Source organism: Neisseria sp. HMSC31F04, assembly GCF_001807735.1.
GTDB classification, from domain to species: domain Bacteria; phylum Pseudomonadota; class Gammaproteobacteria; order Burkholderiales; family Neisseriaceae; genus Neisseria; species Neisseria elongata.
The window spans coordinates 13,549-13,778 of record NZ_KV790822.1 but is presented as its reverse complement, the minus strand read 5'-3'; the positions used below and the strand labels follow the sequence as shown (position 1 = coordinate 13,778).

1 protein-coding gene is annotated in these 230 nt (G+C 56.5%); it reads left to right on the top strand.

Going from position 1 to position 230, the window contains the following annotated elements:
* The coding region (locus tag HMPREF3107_RS12615; RefSeq protein WP_246828617.1) for a tetratricopeptide repeat protein at positions 1 to 230 on the top strand (230 nt) is incomplete at both ends.

Below are 230 nucleotides of genomic sequence, written 5' to 3'. Positions count from 1 at the left end.
GAAGCGGTCAGATGGTATCGGCAGGCGGCGGAACAGGGAGATGCTGAAGCTCAAATCCATTTGGGCAGGATGTATGCTAACGGACGCGGCGTGCGCCAAGACGATGCCGAAGCGGTCAAATGGTTTCGTAAGGCGGCGGAGCAAGGGTTAGTCGAAGCCCAATACAATTTGGGCGTGATGTATGCCAAAGGACGTGGAGTGCGCCAAGACGATGCCGAAGCGGTCAAATG